The 26,849-nt window shown below is 62.6% G+C and carries 37 protein-coding genes; 25 read left to right on the top strand and 12 right to left on the bottom strand.

Annotated elements, in window-relative coordinates; translation table 11 throughout:
* Nucleotides 1–28: 28 nt before the first annotated feature.
* The 11 genes from Cte04_RS02640 to Cte04_RS02590 all read right to left on the bottom strand — a co-directional run bounded on the left by Cte04_RS02640 (nucleotide 29) and on the right by Cte04_RS02590 (nucleotide 7,435).
* Nucleotides 29–1,864 carry a YqaJ viral recombinase family protein gene (locus Cte04_RS02640; protein WP_066471254.1) on the bottom strand — a complete coding sequence of 612 codons (1,836 nt, stop codon included), beginning with the start codon at nucleotides 1,862–1,864 and terminating at the stop codon, nucleotides 29–31.
* Nucleotides 1,861–2,916: a RecT family recombinase gene (locus tag Cte04_RS02635; RefSeq protein WP_083526460.1), complete on the bottom strand. Its 1,056-nt coding sequence runs from the start codon at nucleotides 2,914–2,916 to the stop codon at nucleotides 1,861–1,863. Before Cte04_RS02635 ends, Cte04_RS02640 begins: the two co-directional genes overlap by 4 nt.
* Nucleotides 2,913–3,113, bottom strand: a complete 201-nt coding sequence (locus Cte04_RS02630) for a hypothetical protein (RefSeq protein ID WP_066471249.1) — start codon at nucleotides 3,111–3,113, stop codon at nucleotides 2,913–2,915. The genes Cte04_RS02635 and Cte04_RS02630 overlap by 4 nt, the downstream gene beginning before the upstream one ends.
* 79 nt (nucleotides 3,114–3,192) lie before the next feature.
* Nucleotides 3,193–3,453: a hypothetical protein gene (locus Cte04_RS02625; RefSeq protein WP_066471247.1), complete on the bottom strand. Its 261-nt coding sequence runs from the start codon at nucleotides 3,451–3,453 to the stop codon at nucleotides 3,193–3,195.
* A complete protein-coding gene (locus tag Cte04_RS02620) occupies nucleotides 3,450–3,773 on the bottom strand; it encodes a hypothetical protein (protein WP_157081795.1) in 324 nt (107 codons plus the stop codon). Before Cte04_RS02620 ends, Cte04_RS02625 begins: the two co-directional genes overlap by 4 nt.
* Nucleotides 3,770–4,147 carry a hypothetical protein gene (locus Cte04_RS02615; RefSeq protein ID WP_066471239.1) on the bottom strand — a complete coding sequence of 126 codons (378 nt, stop codon included), beginning with the start codon at nucleotides 4,145–4,147 and terminating at the stop codon, nucleotides 3,770–3,772. Before Cte04_RS02615 ends, Cte04_RS02620 begins: the two co-directional genes overlap by 4 nt.
* A gap of 267 nt (nucleotides 4,148–4,414) precedes the next feature.
* Nucleotides 4,415–4,627, bottom strand: a complete 213-nt coding sequence (locus Cte04_RS02610; RefSeq protein WP_066471236.1) for a hypothetical protein — start codon at nucleotides 4,625–4,627, stop codon at nucleotides 4,415–4,417.
* 547 nt (nucleotides 4,628–5,174) lie between these two features.
* Nucleotides 5,175–5,432 (bottom strand): hypothetical protein, encoded by a 258-nt coding sequence (locus Cte04_RS02605; protein ID WP_157081794.1) that lies wholly within the window; start codon nucleotides 5,430–5,432, stop codon nucleotides 5,175–5,177.
* A 386-nt stretch (nucleotides 5,433–5,818) separates the two neighbouring features.
* On the bottom strand, nucleotides 5,819–6,115 hold the full coding sequence (locus Cte04_RS02600; RefSeq protein WP_066471234.1) for a hypothetical protein: 297 nt from the start codon (nucleotides 6,113–6,115) through the stop codon (nucleotides 5,819–5,821).
* A gap of 119 nt (nucleotides 6,116–6,234) precedes the next feature.
* Nucleotides 6,235–6,741, bottom strand: coding sequence for a hypothetical protein (locus Cte04_RS02595; RefSeq protein ID WP_066471232.1), 507 nt, complete (start codon nucleotides 6,739–6,741; stop codon nucleotides 6,235–6,237).
* A gap of 13 nt (nucleotides 6,742–6,754) precedes the next feature.
* Nucleotides 6,755–7,435, bottom strand: coding sequence for a LexA family protein (locus Cte04_RS02590; protein WP_245633258.1), 681 nt, complete (start codon nucleotides 7,433–7,435; stop codon nucleotides 6,755–6,757).
* 72 nt (nucleotides 7,436–7,507) lie between these two features.
* Between Cte04_RS02590 and Cte04_RS02585 the strand changes: the two genes are divergently transcribed.
* From Cte04_RS02585 to terL, 12 genes are all read left to right on the top strand, one after another.
* On the top strand, nucleotides 7,508–7,717 hold the full coding sequence (locus Cte04_RS02585; RefSeq protein WP_066471225.1) for a Cro/CI family transcriptional regulator: 210 nt from the start codon (nucleotides 7,508–7,510) through the stop codon (nucleotides 7,715–7,717).
* 99 nt (nucleotides 7,718–7,816) lie between these two features.
* Entirely contained in the window at nucleotides 7,817–8,302 is a 486-nt protein-coding gene (locus Cte04_RS02580; protein ID WP_066471222.1) for a phage regulatory CII family protein, read from the top strand.
* On the top strand, nucleotides 8,299–8,613 hold the full coding sequence (locus Cte04_RS02575) for a hypothetical protein (protein WP_066471217.1): 315 nt from the start codon (nucleotides 8,299–8,301) through the stop codon (nucleotides 8,611–8,613). Before Cte04_RS02580 ends, Cte04_RS02575 begins: the two co-directional genes overlap by 4 nt.
* Nucleotides 8,606–9,568 carry a hypothetical protein gene (locus Cte04_RS21835; protein ID WP_066471215.1) on the top strand — a complete coding sequence of 321 codons (963 nt, stop codon included), beginning with the start codon at nucleotides 8,606–8,608 and terminating at the stop codon, nucleotides 9,566–9,568. Before Cte04_RS02575 ends, Cte04_RS21835 begins: the two co-directional genes overlap by 8 nt.
* Nucleotides 9,565–10,965, top strand: a complete 1,401-nt coding sequence (locus Cte04_RS02565; RefSeq protein WP_066471213.1) for a replicative DNA helicase — start codon at nucleotides 9,565–9,567, stop codon at nucleotides 10,963–10,965. Before Cte04_RS21835 ends, Cte04_RS02565 begins: the two co-directional genes overlap by 4 nt.
* An 18-nt stretch (nucleotides 10,966–10,983) precedes the next feature.
* Nucleotides 10,984–11,484: a RuvC family protein gene (locus Cte04_RS02560; protein ID WP_157081793.1), complete on the top strand. Its 501-nt coding sequence runs from the start codon at nucleotides 10,984–10,986 to the stop codon at nucleotides 11,482–11,484.
* Nucleotides 11,481–11,672: a hypothetical protein gene (locus Cte04_RS02555; RefSeq protein ID WP_066471206.1), complete on the top strand. Its 192-nt coding sequence runs from the start codon at nucleotides 11,481–11,483 to the stop codon at nucleotides 11,670–11,672. Before Cte04_RS02560 ends, Cte04_RS02555 begins: the two co-directional genes overlap by 4 nt.
* On the top strand, nucleotides 11,669–12,142 hold the full coding sequence (locus Cte04_RS02550; protein WP_066471203.1) for a DUF1367 family protein: 474 nt from the start codon (nucleotides 11,669–11,671) through the stop codon (nucleotides 12,140–12,142). The genes Cte04_RS02555 and Cte04_RS02550 overlap by 4 nt, the downstream gene beginning before the upstream one ends.
* The gene (locus Cte04_RS02545; protein WP_066471201.1) at nucleotides 12,139–12,594 is read left to right on the top strand and encodes a hypothetical protein; all 456 of its coding nucleotides are present in this window, start codon (nucleotides 12,139–12,141) and stop codon (nucleotides 12,592–12,594) included. The genes Cte04_RS02550 and Cte04_RS02545 overlap by 4 nt, the downstream gene beginning before the upstream one ends.
* Before the next feature lie 4 nt (nucleotides 12,595–12,598).
* Nucleotides 12,599–13,021, top strand: coding sequence for a hypothetical protein (locus Cte04_RS02540; RefSeq protein ID WP_066471199.1), 423 nt, complete (start codon nucleotides 12,599–12,601; stop codon nucleotides 13,019–13,021).
* Nucleotides 13,000–13,566 carry a helix-turn-helix domain-containing protein gene (locus Cte04_RS02535; protein ID WP_066471196.1) on the top strand — a complete coding sequence of 189 codons (567 nt, stop codon included), beginning with the start codon at nucleotides 13,000–13,002 and terminating at the stop codon, nucleotides 13,564–13,566. Before Cte04_RS02540 ends, Cte04_RS02535 begins: the two co-directional genes overlap by 22 nt.
* Nucleotides 13,547–14,968, top strand: coding sequence for a phage terminase large subunit (terL, locus tag Cte04_RS02530; protein ID WP_066471194.1), 1,422 nt, complete (start codon nucleotides 13,547–13,549; stop codon nucleotides 14,966–14,968). The genes Cte04_RS02535 and terL overlap by 20 nt, the downstream gene beginning before the upstream one ends.
* Here the strand turns inward: terL and Cte04_RS02525 are convergent.
* Nucleotides 14,965–15,567, bottom strand: a complete 603-nt coding sequence (locus Cte04_RS02525) for a DUF4145 domain-containing protein (protein WP_083526459.1) — start codon at nucleotides 15,565–15,567, stop codon at nucleotides 14,965–14,967. The genes terL and Cte04_RS02525 overlap by 4 nt on opposite strands.
* A gap of 57 nt (nucleotides 15,568–15,624) precedes the next feature.
* On the opposite strand from Cte04_RS02525, the gene Cte04_RS02520 reads away from it, so the two are divergent.
* From Cte04_RS02520 to Cte04_RS02460, 13 genes are all read left to right on the top strand, one after another.
* Nucleotides 15,625–16,989: an anti-CBASS protein Acb1 family protein gene (locus Cte04_RS02520; protein ID WP_066471191.1), complete on the top strand. Its 1,365-nt coding sequence runs from the start codon at nucleotides 15,625–15,627 to the stop codon at nucleotides 16,987–16,989.
* A 40-nt stretch (nucleotides 16,990–17,029) separates the two neighbouring features.
* A complete protein-coding gene (locus Cte04_RS02515; protein WP_066471188.1) occupies nucleotides 17,030–17,893 on the top strand; it encodes a phage minor head protein in 864 nt (287 codons plus the stop codon).
* 37 nt (nucleotides 17,894–17,930) lie between these two features.
* On the top strand, nucleotides 17,931–19,226 hold the full coding sequence (locus Cte04_RS21935) for a hypothetical protein (protein WP_245633257.1): 1,296 nt from the start codon (nucleotides 17,931–17,933) through the stop codon (nucleotides 19,224–19,226).
* A gap of 3 nt (nucleotides 19,227–19,229) precedes the next feature.
* A complete protein-coding gene (locus Cte04_RS02505; RefSeq protein WP_066471181.1) occupies nucleotides 19,230–19,694 on the top strand; it encodes a hypothetical protein in 465 nt (154 codons plus the stop codon).
* 34 nt (nucleotides 19,695–19,728) lie between these two features.
* Nucleotides 19,729–20,745 (top strand): major capsid protein, encoded by a 1,017-nt coding sequence (locus Cte04_RS02500; protein ID WP_083526457.1) that lies wholly within the window; start codon nucleotides 19,729–19,731, stop codon nucleotides 20,743–20,745.
* A 2-nt stretch (nucleotides 20,746–20,747) separates the two neighbouring features.
* Entirely contained in the window at nucleotides 20,748–21,290 is a 543-nt protein-coding gene (locus tag Cte04_RS02495) for a hypothetical protein (RefSeq protein WP_066471175.1), read from the top strand.
* Complete coding sequence (locus Cte04_RS02490; RefSeq protein ID WP_066471173.1) at nucleotides 21,287–21,658, top strand: DUF7370 family protein; 372 nt, start codon at nucleotides 21,287–21,289, stop codon at nucleotides 21,656–21,658. The genes Cte04_RS02495 and Cte04_RS02490 overlap by 4 nt, the downstream gene beginning before the upstream one ends.
* Nucleotides 21,659–21,697: 39 nt before the next feature.
* Nucleotides 21,698–22,039 carry a hypothetical protein gene (locus tag Cte04_RS02485; RefSeq protein WP_066471922.1) on the top strand — a complete coding sequence of 114 codons (342 nt, stop codon included), beginning with the start codon at nucleotides 21,698–21,700 and terminating at the stop codon, nucleotides 22,037–22,039.
* Between the two features lie 2 nt (nucleotides 22,040–22,041).
* Complete coding sequence (locus Cte04_RS02480; RefSeq protein ID WP_066471171.1) at nucleotides 22,042–22,392, top strand: hypothetical protein; 351 nt, start codon at nucleotides 22,042–22,044, stop codon at nucleotides 22,390–22,392.
* On the top strand, nucleotides 22,389–22,739 hold the full coding sequence (locus Cte04_RS02475; RefSeq protein ID WP_083526456.1) for a phage tail termination protein: 351 nt from the start codon (nucleotides 22,389–22,391) through the stop codon (nucleotides 22,737–22,739). Before Cte04_RS02480 ends, Cte04_RS02475 begins: the two co-directional genes overlap by 4 nt.
* 10 nt (nucleotides 22,740–22,749) lie before the next feature.
* Nucleotides 22,750–23,214, top strand: a complete 465-nt coding sequence (locus Cte04_RS02470; protein ID WP_066471162.1) for a phage tail tube protein — start codon at nucleotides 22,750–22,752, stop codon at nucleotides 23,212–23,214.
* Nucleotides 23,214–23,747 carry a DUF6246 family protein gene (locus Cte04_RS02465; protein WP_066471159.1) on the top strand — a complete coding sequence of 178 codons (534 nt, stop codon included), beginning with the start codon at nucleotides 23,214–23,216 and terminating at the stop codon, nucleotides 23,745–23,747. Before Cte04_RS02470 ends, Cte04_RS02465 begins: the two co-directional genes overlap by 1 nt.
* A 65-nt stretch (nucleotides 23,748–23,812) precedes the next feature.
* On the top strand, nucleotides 23,813–26,842 hold the full coding sequence (locus tag Cte04_RS02460; RefSeq protein ID WP_066471156.1) for a tape measure protein: 3,030 nt from the start codon (nucleotides 23,813–23,815) through the stop codon (nucleotides 26,840–26,842).
* Nucleotides 26,843–26,849 lie beyond the last annotated feature (7 nt).

Here is a 26,849-nt window from a genome sequence, read left to right as displayed (position 1 = left end):
GTGCCCGGCGCAGGGCCGGGCGGGGTGGTTAAACGGTGGTGGCCGGTACTTCGTCGGCCAGCTTTCGCGCGCCCATCGAGATCAGCAGCATCAGCCGGCGCGCCTGGGTGGCCTTGATCTGCACGGCCGCGCGCTCCTTCGCGAAGGGGATGCCGTGGAACTCCAGGGTGGCTGCCGATATCTTTCCCAGACCCAGGGCCTCCATCCTGGTGTTGATCTGGCCCAGGGTCAGCACCGGCTCGTCCTCGGCCGGCACGGCAGCCGGCGCCACTGCAGCGCTGGCCTTGGCTGTGCTGATCGCCTGCTGGGCATCGATGCCGGCCACACCTTCGGCAGCTTGGTCAGCGACAAGGCTGGACAGGTCATCTGCCAACGGCTTGGCCAGCGTGCCGTCTTGCTGGGCTTGGGCGATGTCGGCCTGAGCGGCCTGGACCTGTTGCTGCACCTGCTGACGCTGCTGTTCCAGTTCGGCCTTGACCTTCGCCTCGGCTTCACGTTTCGCTTTGGCCTCCTCTTCGGCGCGGATCCGTGCACGCTCGGCCTCCAGGCGCTGGGCCTCGGCTTGCTTGTGCTGACCGATTCGCAGGGCGGCCAGGGCCTGGAAGTCCTCGGGCGCCTTTGTGCCCACAGTGGCGAAGTCGGCAAAGAGGGCGATCCAGTCGGTACCCTCCTGCACGAGATGCTTCCGGTTCGTCTCCAGGCGGCTGGCCAGCTGATTGGCTTCGTGCTTGGCGCTGGTCAAGGCCACGGCCACGGCGTCCTGCATGTTGGTCAGCGACTTCTTGCCCTTGATCGTTTCCGCAAAGCCGCCCGCAATCCGAGGCAGCCAATTGGCGCCCAGGCGCTGGTTCAGCGCTGTGACGTGCCCATCCAGTTCCTTCTGGGCGTCCGTCACCAGCGCCGTGCGGCGAGCATCCTTCTCTGCTGCGACCAACTTTTCGCGCGCCAGCCGTGTGGTGCGCGCCAAGTTCTTGAGGTCGGCCACAGTGCGGCGCAGCAGCTCCACGTCGCTGACTTGGGCCAGCGCGCTGGACTCGGCCGCCTCCAGCATGTCCTCGGCCTTCTTCAGCGCTTTGCACTCGGCATCGGCATCCGCGAACTCCTGGTCGGTGCTTGGCTTGGACACCATGCGGCTGATGAAGCCGCGCAGGGCATCGCCGAACTTGTCCAGATTCGACACCACAGCAAGGCTGCCCTGCAGCTGGACGGCCACGGCAGGCAGGCTTTCCACGGGCTCGGCCACTGCGGGCGCCGGCTGCGGCGCGCTGGCGTCGTAGGCTGCCACGTCTTTCTCGATCTGCTCCCAGCCGGCGATGATCTGGGCGCGCAGCTCGGCGTCGGGCTCGTACCAGCAGTGATACTCCTCGACCGGCAGGCCTTCGGCCGTCCACTTGCTGGCCATGAACAAAATGCGTTCGCAACCGGAGACCATGGCCTGCTGCTCCATCTGCACCCGGTACTGCAGCGGCAGGTCGGCGCCCGTGCAGCCGGGCACCAGGACCTCGCGCAGGGTGCTGTTGAGTGTCTTGTGCTCGAAAGCCACGTCGTTCATAAAGGTCAGGCCGTCGAAGCTGGCAGAGTACTTGCCGCGGGTGCCGACGCACGGCGACAGCTCCTCGCCGATGATCTCCTCGGCCAGAGGCCGGGCCAGCGCCTCAAACTGGTGGCCGTCATCGAAGCGGCGCTGCGTGACCGCATCGACCTCGGGCACGATGCCCGTGGCCAGTTCCTTGATCAGCTCGGAGCGGGTCCTGTACGGGCTGGCGCCCATCATCGCCGGCGCGTCGCTGGCGTTGAAATGCTGAGCACGGTGGACATGCCACTCGGGGCTGCCCTGGACGAGGTTCACGATTTGCATGGTCATGCTTGCTCCAATGCCGCGATGCGGGCTTCGAATACTTCGGTCACGCGCTGGCGCGCTGCGGGGTCGGCGATGGCTTCGATCAGGCCGCCGCGCTCGTAGACTGCATCCAGGGTGATGGCCGCATTGATCTCGGCGATCAGCTTGTCGGGATCGACGGCAGGTATGTCCTGGCTTTCGGCCTGTGCAGGCTGGGAGCGCTTCTCGACTTCGGCGCGCAGCTGTCGCTCCTGCTCGGGCGTCACCCGGGCCTTGCTGTTGAGCCAAGCCAGCACGTCCGCGATGGGTTTGCCGGCGGCGATGCCGTCGACCCATTTGCCAAGGCCTGCGGCCCAGCGGTCAGCGGGCCAATCCTTCACCTCGGGGCGCGCCGGCTCCACCACCACGGCGTCACCCATGTGGATCTCCTGCGGCTCCTGCAGCTCGTCCGCCGAGTACACGCCCAAGATCACGTCCGGGGCGAATAGTCGCGCCCAGCGCTTTTGCGCGAGGTATGCCAGCTGCTGCTTGGGGTCATCGGCCCACAGCGTGGAATTTCGGGTGCGGGCCTGGGCCAGCAGCAGTTCCAACGTGCGCGGGTTGGCTTCGCCCTTGAGCGTGGCCCATACACGGACACCGCAGCCTTCTTCATCGGCCATGGTCCAGCCGGGCACGCGGTATTCGCCCTTGTCCCCTCGCTTGATGGTGAACTTGCCGATCACCTTCTCCCAGGGGCCGTACCAGTCGAACTGGAACCGACCTGTAACGAGTCCGCTGTTGTTGATGACAGCGGCCACGAGCTGGGCCTCATAACCCAGGGTGCCGTTCACGAGGTGGGTTTTCTGGGCCACGGCGAAGGGATTCATGCCCCACTGCATGGACTGCAGCGAGATGGCGAAGCAATCGCCCTTGCTGCCGCGCAGGTGCTGGGGCACGGTCGTCTTGCCGCTGGCCATCAGCTCGGCGATGCGCTCCAGGCGATCCATGGCAGCCATGTCCATAAGCAGGGCGCCGGCGCTGGCGTTGGATACGGTCGGCACGCTGGCGGTGCCTGTCTGGGTGGTAACTGCATTCATTTGGAAAGCCTCATGCTGTGGTTGGGTTTGATGATGGGAATGCGCCGCTTGCGAGGCGCGGGCTGGCCCAGGTGCCACTCGCCGCATTCGTTGCAGCGGTATGCGGTCATGGGCTTGCTGTGGGAGGCGCTGGAGCGCTTGGCGCGTTTCTTTGCCAGCTCGGCGGTGAGCTGCTGCTTACCGGTGGGGCACGTCATACGGCACCTGACAGCAGAGCGGCTGCACAAAAAGAAAGCGCCGTGACGGCGCTCCAGAGGAAGAGGTGCTGCAGGTGCTTCATTGGCTCTCCCTGACCTTGAGCATGGCGTCGGCCAGTGCGTAGGCGTCTTCCGCGATCTTGGTTGCGTACTCCACGGGCTCGCCGTGCGGGTCGAAGCTCGCCAAGTAGCCTTGCATCGCGAGCCCGGCGAAGTAGTCGCGTAGGCTTATGCCAGTGTGCAGCTCAGTTGGAACCGGCTCGTCATTGGCGTGTTTCTCCCCGGGGACGGGGAGTCTGACGGGATGAACTGGGCCGCCATCAGCGAATACTTGATTCATGGTTTGTCCTTCAGGCATTGAACGGTTTGAGGGTCGAGCCACACCGCGGTCATGCCCGGGCAGAGCCAGGCACCAGCGGCGGCCCGTTTGAGGTCGGTGGCCGGTGTGTCCGCTGCTTGGGCGCTGCAGCCGGCCAGCATTACCAGGGCGGCGCCGGCGAGCAGCGTGGCCAGCACCAGGGGCCAGCGCGGCGAGCGCTTGCTCGGCGGGTGGAATGCCACGGCCTGCTGGGCATCGCAGGGAAAGGCCTCGAGCAGCGTGCGGCGGTAGCGCGCGTCCGGATCCGGGCACACGTCGACGGGGAAGGGAATGCGCTTCATGCCTTGCTCCCCACCCGGGTCAGCTTGAGCCATGCGGCGTTCGCGTCGTTGTGCAGGCCATCCCAGAACGCCAGCATCAGCTCGCGCACCTCTTCGGCCGCCTCGCTGTACATCAGCTTGGAAACAGCTTCGATCAGCGGCAGGTGGTTCTGGGCAATGGCTTCGGCCAGCACCTCGTCCGGGGAGTAGAAGCCCTTCGGGCCGCGGACGGACTCGCTGAACCATGTCTCGCCGGGCAGGCGCACCGTCAGCTGTTCGCGCAGCCGGGCCGTGGCCGCCCGGCTCCAGAATTCGGATTCGTCCTCCAGCTCGCATTGCGCGCGGGCATGGCGGGCCTCATCTTGCGAGACCCAGCAGGGGTAGGGGTGGTTCATGTTGAGCCTCCAATGAAAAAGACCCGCGAGCGGTTGCTGCGGGCCTTGGTGAAAAGAGCCGGTGCCTTGCGGCGTGCCTGGGGAAGTGATTGAGGGAGGGAGGAGAGGTCCCTGGCCCGGCTTGAAAAGGGTTGATAGTGGTCAGGGCCGTACTGGTATGCGTCCGTTGTAGCCCTGTGGAAACGAAAAAGCCGCCCCAATCGGACGGCTTCATGTATTTGTTGGTCTACTTCTTTTTCTTAGCGCTCTGTCATAGCAGAGTAGGAATCACATCTTGGTGTTGACGAGGCCCAACCTCCTATCCATTGAGCAGATCAGGTCCTCTTCGAGCTCGCCTTTCAAATCACCATCCAGGTGACTTTCGCAAATCTTGATGGCGTCCTTCGCGCCCATCAAGTAAGCCATCTTGAGCATTCGCGTCTGCTCCTCGGACAAACCATCCCATCCGGCAGTCGATACAGTGTCTTTCGAGAACGCCATACAACCTCCTTCAACAAGTGACGTTTAGGGAAGTACAGGCTAAGCCAGATTCGAGCGGCCGTATCAATTGTCATTGAAATGTTACGAGAAACGACAGTAATGACGACTTTGGCTGACACCCGGCATAGCGTCTGACTTAGACAGACTATCGACATTGTGGAAATTACCGGGCTAGAGGCCATTGGTGATCGAAGTGCGTGTTGGTCTTCTTCAAACCGCAGCGCCCTGGTGCAAGGCGCTCTGGTTTGTTTTTGGCTACTCCCGGTTGCCCGGCTCCAGACCTCAGGTATGGCGGTGTAGTTCGTCGTGGTGTTCAGGGCAGAGCCACACGACATCCAGCGGTCGGCTGTAATCCGGGTGGTGAGCCTCCACTATTGATTCACAGCAATCAGGCATCGCGCACATTGGCCATCGCTTGACCTGCCCAGCAGCAAGAGCATGCTTGAGCGTAGATCTGGCAGCCAAACGATCGCCATTGCGTACCTGCTGAACGAGCTTGGATTGCTTCTGTGCGCGTTTCCCTTTGTCGCTTCGCTTGTACGTCGTCTCAGCCGAGGACTGGCTCACCTTGCCGATAGCCGACTGCTTGTAGGTTTTGCTGGTGGCCCGCTCGCAGTCGCGGCACAAGGATTGCAGCAAGTGAGGCATTGATGAGCGAGGCCGGAACGCGGACCGTGGCTTTTGCTGTTGGCAGTTTGTGCATGTTTTCATGCCGTGGCCTGGGTTGTGGAAAACCAAAGCCATCTGTCACATTGCTTTGGTTTTCGTTCTGGCTTTTCCTGCTTTCGGCAGCTCCAGAACTCACAAGCCTCATCCTTTCCCGGAGCAGAGGCAGCTCCTTCATGGCGCCATCGGCAGTGGACGTTCGTCTCTTCTTGCCTTCCCCATCTTCTCAGACGCCGGATGTCCATCTTTCCGGTGGCGTCCCCTTGCAGCCGGAGAACCGTTGTGCTGTAAGGGGTCGTTGGGATGTACTGTAAGTGCTCTAACATCTTGGAGTCAAGTACTCTTACCGAAATATTTAAGTGGTCTTACTTTTTTCAAAGGTCCAATGGAGCCGGCGCAAAAAAAAAAGCCGCTCATAGAGCGGCACGCCAGAGGGAGGTGGTCATGCCCATCGCCAGAATGCTTGGGCGGCGCGGAGAATTACCTTTGCTGCTGCATGAAACAGCCTATGGGTCGCGGAGCGAATCATTGCAGGCGCACGTCGAAGTACGCTTCTTCCACTGCAATTTCGCGAAAACCTGCCTGGCGGGCCTTGTCAAAGGCCTTGCTCCAGTTCTCAGCGATCTTCACCTCAGCCTTGCTGATCACCCCTCCTTCGGACGCGTCGGTAAACAGCTTGTAGGCCTGACGCAATTCCTCCTCGCTGCGAAAGCTCTTGACCAGTTCTTTGGAAAAGCGGCTGACCGCCTTTTCCCTGATGGAAGGATCCATGTCGCTAGGGCAGTCTACGAGACGCACGTTGATGACAGAGGTGAGTTCCATAAGTTCTCCTGTACTGGTTGGATATACAGTGAAAATTATGGCAAAGTACTGTTTGTTTGTACAGTAAAAAAAGCCCGCAGATGCGGGCTCAACAAAGATTTGTGATTGGGATGTGCATGCTATCGGCAGAACTTTTCCCATGCGGCCTGGAACGCGCCGGCCTCCAGGCGTTTGTCATCTTCCATAAAAATTAAGTTTTCCCCTCCGGCGATGAATCGCTTGAACCCGATATAGCCGCCAAAGGAGTTCTTGGCATTGACCTCACCGCAGAATCCTTTTTGATTTCGGAACTGGGCACTGTCGGGATCCTTCAGCTGCTTCGCCAGCCTTTCTCTCGCAAAGCGTTGGAGTTTGATCTCTTGGAGAGCTGCTTCGTCTGCAGCCTTCTTGATTGGTGATGTTGAGTCGCTACAGCTCCTCATGGTTATCACCACCAAGGACGCCACGATCACGACGGCCACAATGACCCCTGGCCAGACTGCCGGCAATTTCTTCACATCAGCGGACGGTGGCGTGTGCTGCGCCAAGCTATCGCTTCTGTCCTCATGCGCTTGAGCCTGCTCGCGAGTTGCGAATCCAACCCCTTTTGAATACCAGAGCCCGTATTCACCTTGTTCGACAGCCATCTGCTCTCCAATTTCATTTCCGCCGATATTTCCGACGGTGTTCGGTCATGGTGCCTATGACCGTCAGGTCATGTTCATCACTTCTGATGATGGGGTAGTCGTCATTGAGAGGTACCAGTTCAAAGACTTCTTTGCCAGCCGGATCTATGCCGCGGACGCGGTATTTTTTGAACGTGGCTTCCTCAGATGAATTTTTGGCGGCAACGAAATCACCTGGTCTAGGAATGATTTCTGGGTCTATACGCACCCGGTCGCCTGGATTGAACTCGGGCAGCATGGAGTCGCCATCGATTTCTAAAAAGAACGCCCAGGGGGATGCATCGTCATCGCCAAACTCGATGGCATAGCCATCTCCCGGTTCGTAAGGACAGGTGATCTCCTTTACCTTGCCGGCCTGCACCTTGGAAATGACGGGATAGGCCCGTAGTCCCTCGTAGACGGGCTTCACGTTCACATCGAAGCCTTTGCGTACAGCGTCGGCGTGTACTGGCCCTGCACCGGTTGCGATCCACATGGCGCTAAATCCGGTGGCATTGGCAAGCTTGGTGGCAGGGGCGGTTTTCAGCGATTGGGTTGGGCCGTCTTTCCACTGGGTTACAGCAGACGAAGACACACCCGTTATTCGCGCAATTTCTGCCACCTTGAGGCCAGTCTTTTCCATCAGGTGAGCGATGCGTTCTTGTAGCGTAGACATGTTAGGTAGCTTACATAGGCGATAGGTTAGAGTGCTTTACACATTTCTGTAAGTGCTCTAACATTGGCGCCCATGAAGAAGACCGACGCCATCCAACTGCTGGGGGGCTCCGTTGCGAAGGCTGCGGAGGCCATTGGTATCAATTCGCAGGCCATTTCGCAGTGGCCCGATGTGCTGCCACCTCGAATCTCCGACCGCGTGCAGGCCGCGCTATGGCGCATGAGCCAGAAGTCGGCAGTTGTGCAAACGCCAGAGCTCGGCACGGAGGTGTCCCATGGCTGAGCCCATTCCTACCCGCATGTTTTGTCTTGTTTTTGTGCATGTGCCGAGTTTCGCCGGCCGCCCAGGACCGAGCAATGTCCATTTTTCCGGGAGCCGGACATGAATTCCCTTGATGCACTGAGGCGCATGGTCGCCAGCTATCCCGGCGGCCGAACAGCGCTTGCCGCCCGGATGGGTAAATCCGATGAGGTTCTGCGCAAAGAGCTGAGCGGCGCCTCGGCTCACCACAAGATGGGCTTGGCCGACGCTGAAGAGATCGCGGCCATGTGCCATGAAGTCGGCAGCCCCGAGGCCCACGCCCTGGGCACCGTGTTTTCGTTCAAGGCCGGAATGCTGACGCTGCCAGTCATTGATATGGCCAAGGGCAGGCTGTGCCTGTCCACCACGACTGCAGACGCAGTGCGCGAAGCCGCTGACGTGCTGCTGGCCGTGACGCGCTCGAAGGCAGACGGCAATGTCAGCGACAACGACAAGCGCGATGTCTTGCGCGAGATCGGCGAAGCCGTTGTGGCGTTGCAGGCCGTGGCCGTGGCCTTGGTGGCCGAGCATGCCAAAGACAACAAGGGGCGCCAGGAGCAGGCATGAACACGCAGATTTCACACGTCGGCGTGCTCAGCGCCGACAGCACCCGGCCAGCGCCACAGCCGGCCCTGGTGGTGCAGTTCCCGGAAATTCCGCCGGCCATGTCCCTGGGCGACCAGGCGCACGAGCTGCGCATCCAGGCCGAGGGGCTGCTGATGCACGCCAACATGCTCGATTTCGAGCGCACCGGCCAAGTCCGCCACCGCATAAAGGCGCGGCGTCATCTTGTCGCCATGCAGGCGCTGATTGCTGCTCGATCGCCTGAGTGCCGTGCCGCTATGGAGCGGGCGGTAGGAGGGTGCGGGCATGCGTGATTACTCGAAAGCCGTGCCGAAGATGTGGCACGGCAAGACCATGAAGGCCCTTCGAAAGCATCCGGAGGGGCTTATCGTGGCCCTGTACCTGATGACCTCCCCGAGCTCCAACATGCTCGGGCTCTTCGCTCAGCCCATTCTGTACATGGCCTACGAAACAGGCCTGGGCGAAGAAGGGGCTAGGAAGGGGCTTCAGCACTGCATCGAAGCGGGTTACTGCTCCTATGACGAGGAGTCGGAATTCGTGTGGGTGCACGAGATGGCCGGTTACCAGATTTCCAAGGAACTCAAGGCTTCCGACCTGCGTTGCAAGGGTATCCAGAAGGATTACGACTCGCTGCCGGATAACCCGTTCCTCGGCGCCTTTTTCGAGCGCTATGCCGCAGCTTTCCATCTAACGAACCCAAGGGGCATTGAAGGGGCTTCGCAAGGCCCTTGCAAGCCCCATAGAAGCCAAGAACAGGAACAGGAACAGGAACAGGAATTAAATAAAGGTCCTAACGGACCTGTCGGCGGGGCCGACGGAGAAGGAGACCCTGCAGAACCCACGGTGCCGGTGGGCGACCCTGCTGAGCCTGCTGAGGCTGGGGACGACGCTGGCGACGGCAAGATTCCGCCATGCCCGGTCGACACCATCGTGGACCTGTACCACGAGCAGCTGCCGGAGCTGCCCCGTGTCCGGCTGCTCAACGACAAGCGCAAGCGCGCACTGCGCCGGGTCTGGCGCTGGGTGCTGACCAGCAAGAAGTCCGACGGCACGCCGCGTGCGACAACGCCTGAGGAGGCCTGCGGCTGGCTGCGCGAGTACTTCCACCGCGCCACGAAGAACGACTTCCTGATGGGCCGTGCTCACCGGTCGGCTGAGCATGCCGGCTGGCAATGCGACCTCGACTTCCTGCTGACCGACCGCGGCATGGCGCACGTCATCGAGAAGACGAAAGGCGGTGCCGCATGAACGCCCGGACCATGCCGCCGTTGGACGATGATTTCGACGCGCCAGCACAAGCTGCGCCGCTCGTCAGCTATGAATCCGAGAGCGCTCTGGTGGGCTCGCTGCTGTACGACGCCCGGCAGTTCGACGTGGTGTCGGACATCGTGCAGGCGAAGGATTTCGCCGACGAGACCCATGCCGCTGTGTACGGCGCCGTCAGCGCGCTGGCCCACGCCGGCAAGCCCGTGGACGTGATCACCGTGCACGAGCACCTGCAGGGCCGTGTCGACCTGCTGGCCCTGAACGACCTGCACAACTGCGGCACGTCGTCGCAGAACGCGATCCGGCGCTATGCCGAGATCGTCCGCGAGCGGGCGCTGAGCCGCCAGCTGGCCGCCGTTGTGACGCAGGCCCGCGAACTGGCCGGCGACCACGCCGTGCCCATCGAGGAGCGTGTCGACCAGGTGGCGGCCCAGCTCTCCAGCTTGGTGGCCGACGCCCCGGGCGAGGAGTGGGTGGGCGCCGATGCCGGCATGGACGAGTTCATGGCGGACCTGGACGAGCGCTGCAGCGGCAAGGGCGAGCCTTTCCTGCCGACCGGCCTGGCCGCACTGGACGAGCAGCTCGACGGCGGCCTGCGGTCAGGGGATCTCGTGATCATCGGCGCCCGGCCGTCGATGGGCAAGACGGCCCTGGCCATGACCATCGGCATGCACGCCGCGCAGCTGCGCCAGACCGTGGCCATGTTCTCGCTGGAGATGCAGCGCCGCGACCTGTGGCAGCGGCAGGTGGCCATGGAGTCCGAAGTGGCGCTGAGCAAGATCCGCCAGCCGCACCGCCGGATGACGAACGACGACTATGCCGCCGTCACTGCCGCGGCCGAGCGCATCAAGCGCCTGCCGTTCTGGGTCAGCGACCGCACGGGCTTGAACATCAACACGCTGCGCACCAAGGCCCGGGCCCTCAAGCGCCGGCATGGCCTGCGCCTGCTGATCGTCGACTACCTGGGCCTGATGGAGGGGACCAACCCCAAGGACAACCGCACGACACAGCTCGGCGAGGTGACACGCAACCTCAAGAAGCTGGCCAAGGAGCTGGGCATCTCGGTGCTGCTGCTGGCCCAGCTGAACCGCGAGGTGGAAAAGCGCGTGGACCAGATGCCGATCATGTCCGACCTGCGCGACTGCGGCGAGATCGAGCAGGACGCGGACATCGTGCTTTTCCCCCACCGGCCCATCCACCTCAAGCCCAGCCTGGGCGAGGACTGGCGCTACTACGCCGTGCTGCGCGTGGCCAAGAACCGAGCCGGCGCCACCGGCGACCTGCACCTGCACTACACGGGCCACCTGGTGCGCTTCGGCAACTGGCACGGCGACAAGCCGGGCACCGGCCCGCGCCGCCAAGACGATGACTTTGAATAAAAACAGGAGCACGAAACCATGATCGTGATTGGAATTGACCCCGGATTGACTGGCGCCTGCGCAGTGCTGGACCACAACGGCGTGCGCGCGGTGTTCGACCTGCCGACAATGCCTGTCCCTGGTGCTGGCCCCAAGGCGCTAGTGAAGCGCAAGATCGACGGCTACGCCCTGTGCCAGATGCTGCTCAAGCACTGTCCGCTGGGCGAAGGCAAGCCCACCGTGATGCTCGAAAAGGTCAACACCATGGGCGGCGCCAACAACGCAGTGCAGACGCAGGGCAGCCTGATGCGCAGCCTGGGCGCGATCGAAACGGTGGTGGAGTGCCTGAAATGGCCGGTGACGCATGTCGCGCCGCAGACGTGGAAGAGTGCGTTCAACCTCGGGCGCGAGAAATCCGACTCGCTGGACGCCGCGCGCCGGCTGTATCCGGCCGCCGCCGGCGAGCTGAGCCGCCAGAAGGATCACAACCGCGCCGAAGCAGTGCTGCTGGCCCACTGGGGCCGGGGAGAGCTGGCATGACCGTCACACTGCTCTGGTGGCATATGCCCGCGTTCCTGACCCTGGTGTGGGTGGTCCTGTGTTTCTGGCCCATTGCGGGCGGCAACAGCGTTTTCGACAGCATCGGCCGCTGCCTGGGCATCGCCGCTGGCCTGGTGGTGCTGCTGCTGATCTGGGTGCTGGCCATGGCCTGGAGGATCTTGGCATGAGCCGCCTCGTCATCACCAAAGGCCAGGACGGCAAGCTCTGCGGCCTGGACCCGGCCGGCCAGCGGGCCTACGGCCGGTTCAAGGCGGCGGTGGCCGCGCTGCGGCCCGGCGAGACCCTGGGCTTCACTTTCCGCCTGCCACGGAGCCCCAAGCACCACGCCTTTTTCTTCCTCAAACTGCAGCGCCTGCTCGAGCGCACCGAGGCTTTCACGGAGCTGGACAAGCTGCGCGCCTGGCTGACGATGGGCGCCGGCTATGCCGACTTCGTGCCCGGGATGGATGGCCAGCCCAACGCCATCCCACGCAGCCTGGAGTTCGACAGCATGGACGAGGCGGATTTCGCAGAGCTGCACCGGGCCGTGGACGCCTTCCTCTGGACGCTTCACGCCCAGGCTGTTCTGTGGCCTGCCCTCGATGCAAATCAGCGCTGGGCCTGCATGGAGAGCTTTTTCGGGGAGTTCGAACGATGAAGACCGCACGCAAACACCGCCGGGCGCCCGTGGGCCTGCCCAAATTCTGGCGCCCGCGCCTGGCTGATAGCGTGAAGCTGGACGCCAAGCTGATCCATCACGACCTCGTGCACCGCCTGGAGACGGGCGCGGCCACGGTGGCGGATCTGTGGGACTGGATGGAGACCGGCTACACCTACAGCCAGATGTTCCGCTTGCTGCAGGAGGATGGCGTGGAGCTGACGCAGGAAGCCGAAGCGGCCGTGGCGGCCCAGCTCAACACCTACGAGCCAGTCTGCAAGCGGCTGCGCGAGTGGCGCAAGGTCCAGCTGACAAAGCCGGAGCTGGAAATCGCAAGGCTGGCCACGCAGGTGTTCGATGGCCTGCTGGACCTGGACCGCAACGGTATCGCCCAGGCCGCGGCCGAATGGTCCATGCGGCAGATGGCCCAGATCCGGGGTGCCCTTGCATAACGGAATGGGAGCACACCAGGGCATGGGCGGCAGCGAATTCCAGTTCGACCTCTTCGACAGCCGGGCGGCGCTGGAGGAGCTGCGCGCGGACGTGGCCGAGGCAGAGCTGGACCCGCCCATCGTCCATAGCATCGTGCGGGCCGACGAAGCCCAGGCCCTGCAGGTGACGGGGCCCACCTCGGTATTCGACCTGGCCATGACCGGTTTGCGGATGCGCACGGCGCTCAGCGCACCAGAGAAGAGCCGCAACGTGAAAGTGGTCACGCGCGCGGAAGGCGTGGTGCGGTGCCAGGTTGTCCGGTTCGCGGAGACGGAAGAGGGCCAGGAGAAGGAGCGCCAGCGCAGGGCGCGGCAGATCGTGCCCCGGGCGCGCAAGCAGACATTCAGGATGAAGAACAGCAGGATATGGGACGACCGTCAAAGCTAAGCGACAAGCAATGGAGCGAGATCACTGCACGGCTCGTGGCAGGGGAGAAGGCCGCCGACCTCGCCCGAGAGTACGGGGTGTCTAAAACTTCGATCAGCACCCGAGTTTCGAAACGCGCAGAAACCATCCACAGCGTTGCAAATCAAGTGGTTACGGCGGAGCGATCACTCGCAATGCTGCCGGTTTCCGAACAATTGATTGCCGTTAATTTAGCCTCCAAGCTGCGGGCCATAAGCGATAACCTCGCCAGCGCGGCCCAGTACGGCGCCCAGACCGCCCACCGGCTCAGTGCTCTGGCCAACTCTGAAGTGGCGAAGGTGGATGACGCCAATCCCCTGGCTCGTGAGAGCGTGGAGGCGATGAAAGGCGTGGCCGTGCTTACCAAACTGGCCAACGACAGCGCGAGCATTGCGCTGAACTTGCTGAACGCCAACAAGGACACCATCAAGGAGTTGAATAGCGAGGAACCTCGTAGCAGCGTGGGAGCGAACGTGAGCCCGGAGCAGTTGAAGGAAGCGGTGCAGAGTGTCCAGGCCAAGTTTTAGCCCCGCCGAGCGCCTGGCTGCCGTCGGCTGGGCGCGTGAAGACCTGTATTCGTTCTCCCGCTGGATGTTCCTGCAGCGCAAGGGCTTCCTCTGGCGCAGGGCCATGCACCACGCCATGATCTGCGACGCCCTCATGCGGGTCTTCAACGGCGAATGCAAGCGGCTGATCATCAACATGCCGCCCCGGTATTCCAAGACCGAGCTGGCCGTGGTGAACTTCATCGCCTGGGCCTTTGGCAAGGTGCCCGATGCGGAATTCATCCACTGCAGCTACAGCACGCCGCTGGCCGTCAACAACAGCACGCAGGTGCGCAATGTGGTCCAGCATGAGGCCTTCGCCGAGGTATTCCCCGAGCTGCGGCTGGCCACCGATGCGGGTTCGCACTGGAAGACCACGGACGGCGGCGTGATGTACGCCACGGGCACGGGCGGCACGATCACGGGCTTTGGCGCGGGCAAGCATCGCGACGGCTTCGGCGGCGCCATCATCATCGACGACCCTCACAAGGCGGACGAGGCCAAGTCGGACACCATCCGCAAAGGCGTAATCGACTGGTTCCAGAACACCCTGGAGAGCCGCAAGAACAGCCCGGACACGCCCATCATCGTCATCATGCAGCGCCTGCACGAGGATGACCTGGCCGGCTGGCTGCTGGGCGACCGTGGCAAGGACGGCAACGGCCCGCCAGTACCGGGCGGCAACGGCGAAGTCTGGGAGCAGCTGCGCCTGTCGGCGTGGATCGGCAACGATGAAGCGCCACTCTGGCCCGAGAAGCACAGTGCCGAGGAGCTGCGGCGCATGGAGAAGGCCAACCCCTATGTGTTCGCCGGCCAGTACCGGCAGCTGCCTGCGCCCCCTGATGGCGGCGTGATCAAGCCGGACCTGATGCCCATCGTGGACGCCATCCCGGGCAGCGTGGTGGAGTGGTGCCGCGGCTGGGACCTGGGCGCCTCCGGCGATGGTGACTACACGGCGGGAGCCAAGGTCGGGCGGCTGGCCGATGGCCGCTACATCATTGCCGACGTGAAGCGGGAGCAGTTCGAGACCAACCTGCGGGACCAGCTCATCAAGAACACCGCCATGGCCGACGGCCGCCTGCTCAAGCAGAGCCTGCCGCAGGACCCCGGCCAGGCCGGCAAGTCCCAGGTGCTGGCCTTCGCCAAGCTACTGGCCGGCCACAACGTGCACTTCAGCCCGGAATCAGGCGACAAGGTGACGCGGGCCACGCCCTTGGCCAGCCAGATCAACGCCGGCAACGTGCTGCTGCTCAAGGGTGCCTGGAACACCCCGTTCATCGACGAGTGCCGGCTGTTCCCCTTTGGGAAATATGATGATCAGGTCGACGGAGCTGCGAGAGGGTTCAATGGGTTGCTGCAGCCGACCGTGGGGATCTTTACTTAGTTACCGGCTGGTGGGTTTGGCACCATGGCTGGGAATTCGTATATGAATCTTAAGAGCATCTCTATAAATACGATCAAGTCCTTTGCATCTTCCTCTTTCATGATGGCAATTTCATGAGTAGCTTCGTTGCCTTTTTTTCTGATGTGATCTACCCAATGACGCCCATTCGGTGGGACATATCCGTTATCTGCCAAGAAAGATACGTAATGAATAAACGCCTTACCCTCGTCAGCTCCTTGGGTTACAGCAATGTTCATAAGCATTTTTCGGCAAATTAGAACTGCCGCTGTGTAACAGCCTTCCCCGGTGCAGCGCCTTGCTTCTTGATAGAGCTCATATAGGTCGGCTGGAACGTTGTTGACTTCATTTCCAAGTGCAGGAGATGGGAATCTTGAATCAGCAAAGAAGTAGTTTGGTCCAGTACAGTTGGGGCAGATGTGCAATGCTCCGATTATTTGGCCTGATCCATCTCTTTGGGCATTTTTTGAGTATCCAACTATTGACGAGACCCTGTGCGAACAGAATCCGCAAACAAAGGATCGATTTGGAAGGGCGCTTAGTTTGCTCCAAGTACCATGTTTGAATATCGCCTCTCTCATTAACTGATGCTCCTTTATGCTGCTGCCGCAGTTTAGCTCTTCCTAGCATGCAACGGCATGCCCGAGATCATCACCAACTCCCTCGAAATATCCCGCGCCCGCCAGGAGTTCCTAGGCTCCCTGGGCCTGGATGCCAAGCGGCCCACGGCTTGGTCGCAATACGGCTATCCGGAGCATGTCACCTTCGAACTGCTCTATGCCGCCTACGAACGGGGCGGCGCAGGCCATGGTGCTGTGCATCGCCTGCTCGACAAGTGCTGGGAGAAGTTGCCGCGCATCAAGAAGCCAGAGAGCGACAGCGAGACAGCCTGGGAGAAGAAGGTCCGCAAGCTGCTGCGCGACGTGCGGGTCATGGCCAAGCTCAAGGACCTGGACCGACGCAACCTGATCGGGCGCTATGCCGCCGTGATCTACCGTGTGGCCGACAACAAGTCGCTGGACCAGCCGCTGGAGCGCGCCGCGAAGCTGGTTGACCTGATCCCGCTCTTCGAGAACCAGCTCAAGGTCACCAAGTGGAACATCGACCAGAACGCCGAGAACTACGGCACGCCGGCCATGTTCCAGTACCGGAAGCTGCCGCCTCCTGACTCGGACACCCAGGGCAAACCAGAGGAATGGGCCGACGTGCACCCCAGCCGCGTGCAGATCCTGGCCGAAGGATCGGTGGGGGACTTCTTCGACGGCATCCCGCTGCTGCGCGCCGGCTTCAATCGTCTGGTGGACCTGGACAAGATTTCAGGCGGCTCGGGTGAGAGCTATCTCAAAAACAGCGCGCGCACTATCGTCTTCAAGTACGAAGCGGGTGCCGCGCCGCAGGCGATCCCTGGCCCAGATGGCAAAGAGCCGACCTCGGTGCGGGAGGCCCACGAGACGCAGGCGCGAGCGTTGAACCGCAGCACCGACGCCGCCATCGTGATGCAGGGCGGCGATGCGACCACACTGCAGACATCGATCAGCGATCCCACCGGGCCGTGGACTGTGGCTGCCAATGAGTTTGCAGCATCTGTGCGCCTTCCGTTCACCATCCTGTTCGGCCAGCAGACCGGGCGGCTGGCCAGCGACGAGGACAAGCAGGATTACGCCAACCGCTGTGCGAGCCGCCAGGAGTTCGAACTCACGCCCATGCTGGAGGAGTTCATCACCCGAATGCAGGCGGCCGGCATCATCGAGGCCGGGGATTTCGAGATCCAGTGGCCGCCGGTCAATGCCCCCACGGAGACCGACAAAGCCAACCTGCTGGGCAAGATGACAGCAGCCATGCAGCAGGCCTTCCAGTCCGGCTTGACCGAACCGCTATTCGACGCCAACGAGCTGCGCGCCGTGATGGACTATGAAGAGCGGACGGACGATGGCTTGCCGACCGAAGGCGATCCCGCCGTGGACCCGCTGCAGCAGGATGACAATGCGCCAGCCGCCGCGTAATCCGGCCATCCCGGGTACACCCCGGGACCGCACCGGCAGCATGCGCCTCCTGCGGGCCGCCCTGGCCGAGATCGACCGGCGCTGGGCCGGACTGACCCAGGAAGTGCTGGCCACCTTTGACAAGATCCCGGTCTATGCCCTGAACGACAGCGCGCCGCGGGTGGCCTACGGCATCACGCCGGCCGTGATGGACATCGTGATGCTCGAGCTGCAGGCAGCGCTCGATCGCTGGATTCAAAACGGCAAGGAACCCAAGGACGTTTTCTGGTGGGACCCGTTCGTCGAACAGGCCATGCAGCTGGGCACCGCCCAGACCGTGGCCAACCTCGGCAACCTGTCATCCGTCTATGCCACAGCTCGCTCGCTGGATCAGGTCATCCGCAGCGAGCCGTATCAGATCCGGGTGGGCTTGGCCCGCATCAAGAGCTACGAGCACTGGACTGGCCTGCGTGCCGAGGGCCAGAGCCGCTTGGCGGCCATCATCGGCCGGGCCGTGGCCGAGGGCACCAATCCCCGTGCTGCCGCCAGACTGATCGAGGAGGGCCTGGGCGTGACACGGGCCAAGGCGCGCCAGTATGCCCAGACCGACATTACCGATTCGCTGCGGCAGGCCCGCTGGGCGGAAGCTGACGCCGCCCGGGAGGAGATGGGCATCCGCACGGGCATGCTGTGGACTTCAGCCCTGCTGCCCACCACCAGGGCCACACACGCGGCGCGCAATGGCCGCGTCTACTCGACGGACGAGGTGAGGGCGTTCTATGGCCGTGACGGCAATCGCTACAACTGCCACTGCGGGCAGACGGAGTGCCTGCTGGACGCCAATGGCAAGCCCATCCTGACCGAACGCCTTCAGAAGATCATGGCAGCAGAACGAGAGGCATGGGATAAAGGGCCTGGGGCCTAGCCTCCCTAGCATGGCCTGCATCTTTATGAGGCAGACCATGGCAACAAAACGAGTCCACATCGTCAGCGCCGTCAACGCGGCCAACGTCAGCAAGACCGGCAACACCTACACCATCCGCGATGTCTGCGGCGCAGTCGACGACATCGTGATGAACCGCCGGCTCTACCCGGCCGACCAACTCGCCGCCGGCGTCAAGACCCTGGAGGGCAAGCCGGCCCCGGCCGGACATCCGAAGAACAGCAAGGGCCAGCACATCAGCGCGGCCAACGGCGAGGCCCTGGCCACGGCCTGGATCGGTGCGTATTGCAGCAATGCCCGGCATGAGGGCGGGCGGACGCTGACCGATGTTGTCGTCAACGGGGACATGGCCCAGGCCACCGAGCAGGGCAAGAAGCTGGTGGAGCGCCTGGACGCCGCCATTGCCGGCACCAATGCCGACCCTATCCACGTCAGCACCGGCCTGAATCTGGTCGAGGTCGTGGCCAACGGCGAGAGCCGCGGCAAGAAGTACACCTCGATCGCAACGAATCTGCAATACGACCACCTGGCCATCCTGCTGGACGAGACAGGGGCCGGCACGCCGGAGCAGGGCGTGGGCATGTTCCTCAACAGCGAGGGCGGCGAGGACGAGATCGAGACCATCAGCGTGAACAACGATCCCGAGGACCGCCGGTACCAGGGCCTGCTCGGATGGATGCGCAGCCTGTTCGCGAACAAGGACCTCAGCTTCGACCAGATCTATGACGGGCTGCGCGCTGGGCTGCCTCAGAACGCCTGGATTCGCGAGGTGTTCACCTCCTATGCCATCTGGACAGACGAGGGCGGAAAGCTATGGCGCCAGGACTATCACGCCTCCGAAAGTGGCTCCGTAGCATGGGTCGGACAGCCTGTTGAAGTTGTTCGGCAGGTTTCCTATGAACCCGTCACGAACCATCAGGAGGTCGACATCGTGAAAGAGCAAATCATCGCCGCGCTCAATGCCGCCGGCATCAAGACCGAGGGCCTGGACGATACCCAGGTCCTGGCCGCCTACAACGCTCTGGTCAAGAAGCCCGGGGACGAGAAGCTGGCCGCGGCCAATTCGCGCATCGCCGAACTTGAGGCCGCGCAGACCGCTGCCGAGAACGCCGAGCGTGACGTCCTGGCCACCGAGCTGGCGGTGAACAGCTCGCTGACCGTCGAGGACTTCAAGCTCATGCCCCTGGCACGCCTGAAGGAACTCAAGGCCAAGGCCGCCCCCGTCAGCGTGGGCAACAGCCAGTCCCAGAAGCAGCCCGGCGATGAGTTCAAGGGCTATTCCATCAACAGCCTGATCGACGAAGGAGCCAAGTAAGCCATGGCCAAAGCCAACCTCATCTATCGCGGTCCCCACGACCGCCACCCCCGCACGGTGTCCGACAAGCCGGTGGCCGCAGCGCTGCTGCCCGGCACGTTCGTGACGGAGAGCGCTACCAATCTGGCCCAGGCCGTGGCCTTCGGCCCCATGGTGCGCCTGCTGGCCCATCGTGACTTCTATGCGCCGGCCGGCAGCTGGTTCAACGGCAGCGACCCGCTCAAGACGGCCTATGCCGCCAACGAGACGGCCGTGGCCTACGTCCTGGAGCCCACCCAGCAATACCAGGCCGCCGTGGCCGCCGGCAACTACACCTTCGGCCAGCCCCTGACCATCGGCGCCGCTGGCCGGTTGACGGCCGCTGCCGCCGGCAACGTGGTGGTGGCCTATGCCGCCGCCGCTGCCAATGGCGCTGCCGCCGGCGACCTGCTGGACATCGAGATCGCCAACTTCCACACCATGGCCTGACCGGCTGCTGGCAGAACCCCATAAGGAGAATCACATGCTTCGACTGACTCCCGAACAAGACGCGGCGATTACTGCTGCTCGCGCCTCGTTCAACATGCGCCAGACGGCAATGGCCGTCAACGCCGCCTTTGCAGACGGCTTCGGCGACACCCTGACCGGCAATGCCGCCCAGATCCCCCTGGACGCCTGGCGCCGCATCGACGGCCGCGCCGTGCAGCTGCAGCGCGACACCCTGGTGATGTTCAACCGCCTGGCGCAGGCCAGCAACACGCCCGTCTCGATGGGTGATCTGGTCTCCTACTTCCCCAAGGTCTCCGATTCCGGCGAAGTGCACGTCACCATGGACGGCCGCAGCGAAGGCCGCGCCGACCAGGCCCTGGTGACCTACGAAGGCACGCCCCTGCCCATCTTCGACAGCCAGGCGCGCTTCGGCTGGCGGCAGATGGAGGTGATGCGCAAGGGGCCCTCGGGCATCGACACCGCCACCATCTCCAACCACCAGCGCAAGGTGGCCGAGAAGCTGGAGGATGTGGTGCTCAACGGTTACGGCAGCATCAATGTGGCCGGCACGACCATTTACGGCCTGCGCAACTTCCCGCAGCGTGCGACCGGCATGCACGGCCTGGACCTCAAAGGCGCCACCGGTGCTCAGTGGCTGAGCGTGATCGAGGCCGTAGTGAATGCCCACCTGGGCGACAACGCCTACGGCCGCATCACGATCTTCCTGAACTACAGCGACTACACCTACGCGGACATCAACGAATTCACCGCCGGCTATCCCAAGACCATCCTGGCGCGCCTGCGTGAGGTGTCCCAGGTGGCCGAGATCGTGCCGGTGCCGCGCATCCCAGCCAACGAGGTGATCAGCATCGCCAACATCGGCAACGGCGATTGGGGCTCGATCCTCAACGGCATGCCTCTGGTGACCCGTCCCAAGGTGCGCCACAACCCCGAGGACGATTACGTTTTCGGCGTGATCGCCGCGGCCGTGCCCCAGTTCCGCAGCGACTACGAAGGCCGCTCGCAGATCGCCCACTTCACGAAGGCCTGACCATGCCCCTGTACACCATCAAGCACCTGAAAGCACCGTGGCCCGCAGGGGCCAAGGTCGGCGACGTGATCGAGTTTGCCGAGCTGCCCGCCTGGGCCGCCGGCAAGTGCGAGCTGGGCGGCACGCAGCCCACCGTATTTGCCGAGCAGCAAGTCTCGAGCGATGGCGCTGGCACCGCCCTTGCGCCGGTCGACCCCGAACAGGGGAAGATCAACGCAGCCATGGCAGAGGCAGCTGAGCAGGACCGCCTCGAGCGGGCACGCATCATGGCTGAGCAGAAGGCGACCTTGGAAGCCCAGTCCAAGACCATCGAGGACCTGATAGCCGATGTCAAGGCGGGCCTGGCGGAAAGCAAGCAGCTCAGCGAGCAGTTGGCCGCCGCCAAAGCCGACCTCGAAGCATCCCTGGGCCGTGAAGCGCAGCTGCAGGAGCAGCTTGCCGAAGCCACGAAGGTGAATACCGTGCTGACGGATGAACTGGAAAAGGCCCGGGCTCAAGCTAAGGCCGATGCCGATGCCAAAACCGACTCGAAGGCCAAGAAGTGATCACGAGCACGCATGCGACCCAGTACCTTGACCAGGCGCTCGGCGTCAGCGTGCCGTCTTTCTTCATCGACGCGGCCGTCGCCAAGGTGGCGGCCGCAGAGGAGAAGATGGTGGACGCCGGCTACAGCGCCGAGGACCAGCTCTTGATCCAGTGCATGGCCGTGGCCATCATCGCTTCCGCCGGCGCACCCCGCCGGATCCAATCCCAGGGGGCGCCTTCTGGTGCCTCCCGCTCCTTCAAGAACCAGGACGACGCGCTGACGCAGCTGCGCCGCTCTCTCGCCGCCCTGGACAAGGCCGGCACCGTGGCCGACCTCGTGGGCCCTGACCCCGCCGCCTCGGCATTCATGTTCGTGGTCAACGGCTGACCGCCGACCCTCGGCATTGCGCTCCCTAGCATGGGGCGCATGTCCGCATCAGCTTCCTGGTCCTACACCGCAAAAGCCACCCTCTGGCCGCTCCTTGGTCGTGACGACTGGGCTGGCCAGGACGCTTTTGGCGCGCCCGTGGCATTCGATTGCGATTACAGCGCCAAGGCCGAGCGTCGAGTCAATGCCCGCGGCGTGGAGTTCGTGACCCGCCAGCTGATCTACACCGAGTTCGCCCAGGCAAAGCAGGGCGACTTTGTGCTGATCGGGGAAAGCACCGCAACAGACCCTGTGGCTGCTGGTGCTCTTGAGATACGGGCCATCACACGCTACGCCGACACCTTCGACCGGGCGGCGGACGATTTTGAGATTGCGACCTGATCATGTCCAAACCACGCATCTCCAACACACTTCCCCAGTTCCTCGCCCAGGTGCAGGCAAAGGGCGCCAAAGGGATGACCCAGGCCCTGATCCTGGGTGCCTCGGAGGCGTCTGTCATGACCCCTATCGACACCTCCACGCTGCTGAACAGCCAGTATCGGCAGGTGGAGACCCAGGGCGCCAAGGTCTTGGGCCGCGTCGGGTACACGGCGGCCTATGCCATCCCTGTGCACGATCCCGCCCATATCCAGCGCTTTCGCAGGCCCAGTGCTGAGAAAGAGTTTCTGCGCAAGGGCTTTGACAACGCCGAGCCCAACATCCGCGCCGTGATCAAGGGCGCCATCAAAACATGAATCCAGTGCAGGAGCTACGCCAATTGCTACTGCCTGTCCTGGGCGGATGGCGGTTCCAGTTCGGACGGTGGACCGATGGCGGGAAGTCGGATCGCTATGCCGTGCTGCGGCCGATGGGCGGCCCGGGCGGCTCGCTGGTGCGTCGGCCGGCCTTCAGCTTGATGCTGATCGGTTCCGGTATCGACGCGGCGACTGTTGCCGACGACAAGGCGCAGGAAGTCATTGCGCTGCTCGCCAATGAATCCGGCTCCCTAGTATTTGCACAACCAGGGGAGCCCGTTTATTGGGCCACCGACGACGGGCGGGCAGTGGCCGAGCTTCCCATCAACACCATCATCAACCGATAAGGAGTTCGCCATGGGCGCTCACGTAGGACGCGACGTAAAGGTCGAATTTGCCCTCAAGGACGAGGCAACGGTACCGCAGGATGCCGATTACAAAATCCTGGGCATGATGCGCGCCAAGAGCATCAACACCTCCTGGGACACCGTGGACACCACGGCGGACAAGTCCCCGAACTTCACCAAAACCAGCTTGGTGACCTTCAAGAACGTCGAATTCTCCGGCGACGGCGTGAGCTATGACGACGAGGTCCACAACCAGGAGGCACTGGAGGCCCATGTGGTGAGCCCGCCCCAGGACACTGGCAAACAGCCCAAGGTCTGGCTCAGGGTCACGTATCCCAGCGGCAAGAAGTACACCGGGCCGTTCATTGTCTCGGCGTGGAGCAACGATAGCCCCTATGCCAACGAGGCAACCTGGAGCATCAGTGCGCAGAGCAACGGCGATGTGGTGCTCACGCTCCCGCCTGTGGGCCCCTGATGCTGATTGAGCACGGCTACTCCAGAGTCATCACTGCAGATGGCCTGGAGTTCACCTTCTGCCCCTCTTTTGCGCGTATCGCGGCCCTGGGCCGGCCCGGGGAGATCCTGCACACCTTCAAAGGTCTCTTCGGCAGCGATGCTCGCCTCAATGCCCGCTATGTGCTGGTCACGCTGTGCGAGCAGGAGGATGCGACGGGGTTGCTGGGCTGGCTCGATGCTGATGGCAATGATCACCCTGGATCCATGCCTGCCCAGGAGCAAATTTGCTTGGCTGCGCACCTGCTTCGCCATGGCATGGTAGGCACCGTCACCAAGGCCGAGGAGGGCGGCCGGCCAGTTTCGGAATTCAACGTCGCTGAGTACGTCGCGGCGGCCCGAGTGCACCTGCAGATGAACGCAGAGGACGCCGAAGCCCTCAGCATGAGCGAATTTCAGGCGCTTTTCGAGATGAAGTTCCCGGACGCCAAGAAGAAAAAGCGAGATGTTCCGACTCGCGAGGAATACCGAGCGGCCTTGGCAGCTATGTCCTAGCGAGGAATCTGCATCAAGTTTGCAGCGCTCCCTAGCATGCGTCCCAGAACCTTGGAGAGCATGCGATGGCTGAGAAAGTTGGGGAAATCTACTACGACGTGACGCTGGACCTGGATCAGATGATCAAGGATCAGCGCCGGGCCCAGCAGAACCTCGACAAGACCGCAGACAGCTTGCAGCGTCTGACCCCTCTCGCTGCTGCGGCGAAGGCTGCACTTTCCGGCCTGGCGGTGATGAAAATCATCGACATGGCCGACGAGTGGGGCCAATACGCAATCCGTATCAAGCAGGCAACTCAGAGCGCGGAAGAGTATGCCTATGTGCAGGACCGCATGCTGGCCTCTGCCAATGCCACGTTCCGCAGCATCCAGGAAACGCGCGAGAGCTTTATCCAGCTCTCCCCCGTGCTGCGCGAGATGGGTCTGTCGCTCAGCCAATCAATTGACGTGATCGACACCTTCAGCGGCCTGCTTGTCGTAAATGCGGCCAGCGCAGAGAAGTCCAAGACCGCTATGGAGGCCCTGGCCAAGTCCCTGCAGAAAGGCAAGGTCGATGCCGATGCCTGGATGAGCATCTATTCCACAGTCGACAGCGTTGTCGACATCATCGCGGCCAGCAGCAAAAAGAGCGCTACCGAGATCCGCAAGCTGGGCGCTGAAGGCAAGCTGGGGGTCGAGATGTTCGTCCAGGCTCTCGCGGACGGCTCCTCCAAAGTCGCTCAGCAGGTCAAGGAGATGCCCACGACAGTGAAGGATGCGATGCGCTCGGTGGCCAATGCGCTGAGCGAGTATGTCGGCCAGGCCAATCAGGCCTATGGAATCACGGCCACGATCTCCAGCGTGCTGCAAACCCTCGGGGAGAATTTCAACGCTGTGGCTGACGTGGCGCTGGTTGCTGTCACTGCAGGTCTGGCCCGGTATGTGGCCGGGGTCACCGTGGCCAGCGTTGCTACGGCTGCAAAGGCCGCAGCATCAATGCGGGCAGTGGTGGCAGAAGTTGCGCTGGCGGAAGCGCAGGTGGCAGAAACAGCCGCGTCGTTGGCTCAGGCGCGCGCGTTGAGCGGCGTAGCCATCAGCCATTCCCAGGTAACGGCTGCTGCTATGGCTCACGAGGCCGCGACCAAACGGCTTGCGGTGGCCCAGGCAGCGCTTGTCGCTTCCTCGGCGACTGTGGGCGCAGCCATCCGGGGCGTGTTGGCGTTCCTCACGGGACCGGCAGGCCTGGCAATCGCTGCTGGGGTGGCTGCTTTCGCCTTGATGGATTTCAAGGCAAAGGCTGATAAGACGGCCGCCGGCTTGGTGGACCTGCAGAAGCCCATCGACGATGTGATTGCGAAGTTCAAGGAGCTGAACAGCCTTCAGCGAGAACGCGTAATCAATCTGCAGGCGGCAGAGGTGAAGCAGCAGGCCGCGGAAGTGCGTGGGGCTTTCGAGGAAATGCTTTCGGCGTTTCAGGCCTCGATGGGTAGTAGCGGCCTGGAGGCGGCAAAGTTTCGGGCCGCATTCAAGCGAGAAATGTGGGCCGTGGCCAGCGATGCGTCACTGAGCAGTGGCCAGATGGCCGATGCAATGAAAGGGGTCATCGATCGCTGGGCCGATGGCATGGGCTGGTCTGAAAAACTTCGCTCCTCCATGATTACCCAGGCTGCGGCCTTCGTGGACCTGGATGGAAAGCAGCGAAAGTCGATCGCGACACATCGGGAACTGACTGCTGCAAACCTTGAACTGATAGGCGTTGTCAACCAAAGCGCTATCGCGGTTTCCAATGCCGCAAAAGGGACTGCCGAAGGCAACGCCGCAGCAGACAAGCAGATCGAATCGCTGAAGCGGCAGATTGCTCTTTTTGGCAAGGCCAGCACTGCCGCCGGCATCTATTACGACCTGGAGAACGGCGCTTTGAAGGAGGCCAGCACCGAGCGGCGCGCCGAAATGAAGTCGCTCGCGGACCAACTGGCCGCCCTGGAAAAGCGCAAGAAGGCTCAGGATTCGCTGAAGAGCGCAGAAAAATTCGATAGCAAGAGTTATTTGCTCGGTCTGAGTGCTGATGCCGTTGTGAGCGAGCTTGCGAAGATCGATGCGGAGGAACGCACGGCCCTGAGCAAACATCACAAGTTGCTCGAGGAGCGCAAGCTGAAAACCGAGGAGTACGAGCAAGGCATAACGCTCATTAAGGAGAAATATGCGATTCAGCGGGCGAAGCTGAATGAAGATGTCCTCGGCGGTTTCAGCAATGCGGCGCAGGAAGCTCAAAAGGCTCGTGACGATTTGACAAGGCAATCCCATGAGATGGGCAATGCTCTCAAGGAGTCCGTCATGACGCCGCTCGAGCGCATGAACGCAGAACTGGCGAAGTTCCGCAGCCTGTTGGCGTCAGAGGATATTGATGGCACCACCTTTGGTCGCCTGGTTGAGAAAGCCAAGAAGGAATATCAGGAAAACCTGAACCAGATGGATCAGTTCACGGTCCGATTCGCGCAGAACGTGCAGGACCAGCTGGGAGATACCATCTACGAGAGCCTAACGGGTAGCTTCAGCAACATCGGCAAGGCCTGGGGCCAGATGCTGCTGAAGATGGGCAGCCAAGCAGTGGCGGCCGATCTGGCTCGGACGCTCTTTGGCGGTGCTGTGGCCGGTGGTTCAGGGTCCGGTTTGTTCGGATCGGCAGTCAGCGCGATCGGCAACTTCCTGGGGCTCAGCGGCAAGCGTGAAAACGGTGGCAGGGTCGGTGCCGGCAAGATGTACGAGGTGAATGAGCGCGACGTGCCGGAATTGCTGACCGTCGGCAACAAGCAGCTGCTGATGATGGCCGGCCAGTCGGGCAACGTCACGCCGCTGGATGGCATGAACGTCGCATCGGTGCCTTCTCCGGAGGGCCGTGGCGGCGAGGGCGCTGCCGCTGCCCCCATCATCAACATGAAGTTCATCGGCGCGCCATCCGAGCCCGAGGTGCGGCAACGCAGCTCTGGCCCAGGGCAGTTCGATGTCGAAGTCATCTTCAAGCAGATCGATAACCGGATCGGCGAAGGAATCGCCAGCGGCTCCGGTGCGACATACCGTGCTCTTACTGGGCGCTTCCCGGGCCTTAAACACAGCTGACGCGCTC

Source organism: Comamonas terrae (assembly GCF_001544075.1).
Taxonomy (GTDB): domain Bacteria; phylum Pseudomonadota; class Gammaproteobacteria; order Burkholderiales; family Burkholderiaceae_C; genus Comamonas; species Comamonas terrae.
The sequence above is the reverse complement of the archived record's forward strand: the minus strand, read 5'-3'. Positions and strand labels throughout refer to the sequence as shown.